The 499-nt window shown below is 61.1% G+C and carries 1 protein-coding gene; it reads right to left on the bottom strand.

The window, feature by feature from the left end:
* Window positions 1-4: 4 nt before the first annotated feature.
* Window positions 5-499 (bottom strand): transposase (locus tag HMPREF2980_RS07760; RefSeq protein WP_210399296.1); only part of this gene is annotated, 495 nt, incomplete at its 5' end.

Genomic DNA, 499 nt, shown 5'->3' with positions numbered 1-499 from the left:
TGGGTTATGCGCTGAGTTGGAGTGGGGTGTCCTCCTGCCCGGTGGGTTGTGGTGTGAGTCGTGATTTGGTGAGGATGTCGAGGCTGAGGTAGCGTCGGCCTTCGGCCCATTCGTCGTTTTGTTCGGCGAGGACGGCTCCGACTAGGCGGATGATTGCTTGTCGGTTGGGGAAGATTCCCACGGTGTCGGTGCGTCGGCGGATTTCGCGGTTGAGGCGTTCATTGGGGTTATTGGACCAGATCTGGGTCCACACCCCGGTTGGGAAGGACGCGAAGGCGAGGACGTCTGCCCTGGCTTGATCGAGGTGATCACACACGGCGGGGAGCTTGTCGTGGACGTAGTCCAAGAGCCGGTCGTATTGTGCGTTGACCGATGCTGCGTCGGGTTGGTCGTACACCGAGTGCAGCATCGCTTTGACGGCGGGCCATAGTGCTTTGGGGGTCACCGACATGAGATTAGCGGCGTAGTGGGTGCGGCATCGTTGCCAAGTGGCTCCGGG

It is taken from the genome of Rothia sp. HMSC076D04 (genome assembly GCF_001814645.1).
Lineage (GTDB): Bacteria > Actinomycetota > Actinomycetes > Actinomycetales > Micrococcaceae > Rothia > Rothia mucilaginosa.
Note: the sequence above shows the minus strand (reverse complement) of the source record. Positions and strands in the feature narration are given on the sequence as shown.